We start from the raw sequence: 3,809 nt of genomic DNA, 5'->3' as shown, positions 1-3,809 counted from the left end.
GCCACCCGCAAGGCCTGCGTGGAGGCCGGCTTCGACCTGTACCTCGCCAAGCCCGCCTCGCGCGAGGAAGTGCTGGCCGTGCTGCGGCGCGAAGATCCGTCGGTGGTGCACGCGGTGTCTTCGCCGGTGCCGTTGTCGCTCGGCGGCGAAGGCGTCGCCCCGCCGGCGGCGCCGCCGGGCCGGGTGTGGGTCGAACCGGGGCTGATGCACCTGATGCCCGAATTCCTGTCCTCGCGCCGCAAGCTGGCCCAGACCCTGGTGGACGCGGCGCGCGAGGGCGAGCGCGAGACGGTGCGCGTCACGGCCCACAAGCTGGCCGGCAGCCTGGCCATGTACGGCTTCAAGGACGCGAGCCGCGCCAGCCTGGAGGTGGAGCAGGTCGCGCACGAGGGCGAACTGGCGGAACTGCGCGCGCGCTGCGACGCGCTGGTGGAGATGATCGCGAGCGTGGAGCCGGTGGCCCGGCCGGCCTAAGCCGCCGCCTCCAGCCCGCTCCTGAAATGCCGCTGCATCCGCTCGCGAGCGGCCTCGGGGTCGCGTTGCTCGATCGCTTCCATCACGGCGCGATGCTCCGCCAGCGATTCCTCGATGCGGCCCGACTTCAGCAGCGAGTTGTGGCGGTGCAGCTTCATCACCTTGCGCAGGTCGGCCACCATCTGGTTGCGCCAGCGGTTGTTGGCCAGCTCCAGCAGGCGCATGTGGAAGCGCTCGTTGAGCGCGAAGAAGCGCTCGCGGTTGTCCAGGGCGCCTTCGAGCTCGCGGTGCAGCTTCTGCAGCTCCTTGCGCTCGGCGTCGGTGGCGCGCTCGGCCACCACGGCCGCCGCGTCGCTCTCCAGCAGCGCGAGCAGGTGGTAGACCTCGTCGAGGTCGCGCTCCGACACTTCGGTGACGTAGGCGCCGCGGCGCACCTTCATCGTCACCAGGCCTTCGGCGGCCAGCACCTTCAGCGCCTCGCGCAGCGGCGTGCGGCTGATGCCGTATTCCTGCGCCAGCTTCACCTCGTCGATCCAGCTTCCGGGCTCCAGTTCGCGGCGGAAAATGCGCTGGCGCAACAGCTCCGCCACCTCCTCGTAGAGGGCGCGGGGGGCGAGGGCGGCGGCAGTCATGCGCCGGATTCTAGGTCGCAAAAAATTCCTTATCAATAATTATGAATCATGTAAGATCCCCCGACCGTGTGAAAAAGCCACGGCCCCACAGGACCATCCGATGACCCCCGCCCAGCCCGAATTCAAGCCCGTCTCCCTGGAGGAGTGGAAGAAAGCCGCCGCCAGGTCCGCCCCCGGCGGCAACGTCGAGGCGCTCAACTGGATCACGCCCGACGGCATCGCCGTCAAGCCGCTGTACACCGCGCAGGACCTGCAGGGGCTCGCGCACGCCGACACGCTGCCCGGCTTCGCGCCCTTCCTGCGCGGGCCGCAGGCCACCATGTATGCGGCGCGGCCCTGGACGATCCGCCAGTACGCCGGCTTCTCCACCGCGGAGGAGTCGAACGCCTTCTACCGCAAGGGCCTCGCGGCCGGCGGCCAGGGCGTGAGCGTGGCCTTCGACCTCGCCACCCATCGCGGCTACGACAGCGACCATCCGCGCGTGGTGGGCGACGTCGGCAAGGCCGGCGTGGCGGTGGACTCGGTGGAGGACATGAAGACCCTGTTCGACGGCATCCCGCTGGACAAGGTCTCGGTCTCCATGACCATGAACGGCGCCGTGCTGCCGGTGCTGGCCGGCTACGTGGTGGCGGCGGAGGAGCAGGGCGTCTCCCAGGACAAGTTGAGCGGAACCATCCAGAACGACATCCTCAAGGAGTTCATGGTCCGCAACACCTACATCTACCCGCCGGAGCCCTCGATGCGGATCGTGGGCGACATCATCGAGTACACGGCGCGCAACATGCCGAAGTTCAACTCGATCTCGATCTCCGGCTACCACATGCAGGAGGCGGGGGCCAACCAGGCGCTGGAACTCGCCTTCACGCTGGCGGACGGCAAGGAGTACGTGAAGACGGCACTGGCCAAGGGCCTGGACGTCGACGAGTTCGCCGGGCGCCTGTCCTTCTTCTGGGCGATCGGGATGAACTTCTATCTCGAGATCGCCAAGATGCGCGCGGCGCGCCTGCTGTGGTGCCGCATCATGCAGGGCTTCGGCGCGAAGAACCCCAAGAGCCTGATGCTGCGCACGCACTGCCAGACCTCCGGCTGGTCGCTCACCGAGCAGGACCCGTACAACAACATCGTGCGCACCGCCATCGAGGCGATGGCCGCGGTGTTCGGCGGCACGCAGTCGCTGCACACCAACAGCTTCGACGAGGCGATCGCGCTGCCCACCGAGTTCAGCGCCCGCATCGCCCGCAACACCCAGCTGATCATCCAGGAGGAGACGCACATCACCAACGTGATCGACCCCTGGGCCGGCAGCTACATGATGGAGAAGCTGACCCAGGACATGGCCGACGCGGCCTGGAAGATCATCGAGGAAGTCGAGGCCATGGGCGGCATGACGCGCGCCGTGGACTCGGGCTGGGCCAAGCTGAAGATCGAGGCCGCGGCGGCGGAGAAGCAGGCCCGCATCGACGCCGGCAAGGACGTGATCGTCGGCGTCAACAAGTACAAGCTGGCCAAGGAGGATCAGATCGAGATCCTCGAGGTCGACAATGTCAAGGTGCGCGAGCAGCAGATCGCGCGCCTCAAGCAGATCCGGTCCACCCGCGATGGGGGCAAGGTGCATGCGGCGCTGGAGGCGCTGACCACGGCCGCGCGCACCGGCCAGGGCAACCTGCTGGACCTGGGCATCCAGGCCATCCGCCTGCGCGCCACGGTGGGCGAGGTGAGCGATGCGCTCGAGAAAGTCTTCGGGCGCCATCGCGCCGATACGCAAAAGGTGACCGGCGTGTACGCAGCAGCCTACGACTCCGCCGAAGGGTGGGAAAGCCTCAAGTCCGAGATCGCCCGCTTCGCCGAGGCCGAGGGCCGGCGGCCGCGCGTGATGATCGCCAAGCTGGGGCAGGACGGCGACGACCGCGGCGCCAAGGTGGTCGCCACCGCCTTCGCCGACCTCGGCTTCGACGTCGACATGGGGCCCCTGTTCCAGACGCCCGAGGAGTGCGCGCGCCAGGCGATCGAGAACGACGTGCACGCGGTGGGCATCAGCACGCTGGCGGCCGGCCACAAGACCCTGGTGCCGGCCATCATCGCGGAGCTGGAGAAGCAGGGCGCCGACGACATCGTGGTGTTCGTGGGCGGCGTCATCCCGCAGCAGGACTACGAGTACCTGTACAACGCCGGCGTCAAGGGCATCTACGGCCCCGGCACCCCGATCCCCGCCAGCGCGAAGGACGTGCTGGAGCAGATCAAGCAGGCGACGGCGCGGTCGTGAGCGCGGTTTGCATGTCTCCCTCCCCCGCTGGGGGAGGGTGGGGGTGGGGGCGCTCCAGCCCCGAAATGCGCGCCCTGCGTGCCCCCCTCCCGACCTCCCCCCGGAGGGGGGAGGAGCAGGAATCATGGACCTGAAGTCCTCCATTCTCGCCGGCCCCGGCCCGCAGCAGCGCCGCGCCATCGCCAAGGCGATCACGCTGCTGGAATCGACCCGCGCCGACCACCGCGGGCAGGCCGATGCGCTGCTCACCGAACTGCTGCCGCACACGGGCCACTCCCTGCGCCTGGGCATCAGCGGCGTGCCGGGCGTGGGCAAGAGCACCTTCATCGAGGCCCTCGGCCTGGCGCTGATCGCGCAGGGGCATCGCGTGGCGGTGCTGGCGATCGATCCTTCCTCCAGCGTCTCCGGCGGCTCGATCCTGGGCGACAAGACGCGGATGG

At 69.0% G+C, this 3,809-nt stretch carries 3 protein-coding genes and 1 pseudogene; 3 read left to right on the top strand and 1 reads right to left on the bottom strand.

Features of this window, described 5'->3' with window-relative positions:
* Positions 1–474 (top strand): response regulator (locus tag VFM98_RS10795; RefSeq protein ID WP_325109927.1); only part of this gene is annotated, 474 nt, incomplete at its 5' end.
* Here the strand turns inward: VFM98_RS10795 and VFM98_RS10790 are convergent.
* The gene (locus tag VFM98_RS10790; RefSeq protein ID WP_325109926.1) at positions 471–1,106 is read right to left on the bottom strand and encodes a GntR family transcriptional regulator; all 636 of its coding nucleotides are present in this window, start codon (positions 1,104–1,106) and stop codon (positions 471–473) included. The two genes, VFM98_RS10795 and VFM98_RS10790, sit on opposite strands and share 4 nt — an antisense overlap.
* A 100-nt stretch (positions 1,107–1,206) precedes the next feature.
* On the opposite strand from VFM98_RS10790, the gene scpA reads away from it, so the two are divergent.
* A complete protein-coding gene (gene scpA / locus VFM98_RS10785) occupies positions 1,207–3,369 on the top strand; it encodes a methylmalonyl-CoA mutase (RefSeq protein ID WP_325109925.1) in 2,163 nt (720 codons plus the stop codon).
* 124 nt (positions 3,370–3,493) lie between these two features.
* Positions 3,494–3,809, top strand: a pseudogene (locus tag VFM98_RS10780) (methylmalonyl Co-A mutase-associated GTPase MeaB); the annotation flags it as partial.

Origin of the sequence: Ramlibacter sp., from assembly GCF_035706265.1 — a bacterium.
Lineage (GTDB): Bacteria > Pseudomonadota > Gammaproteobacteria > Burkholderiales > Burkholderiaceae_C > Ramlibacter.
This window is presented reverse-complemented; position numbering and strand designations above follow the sequence as displayed.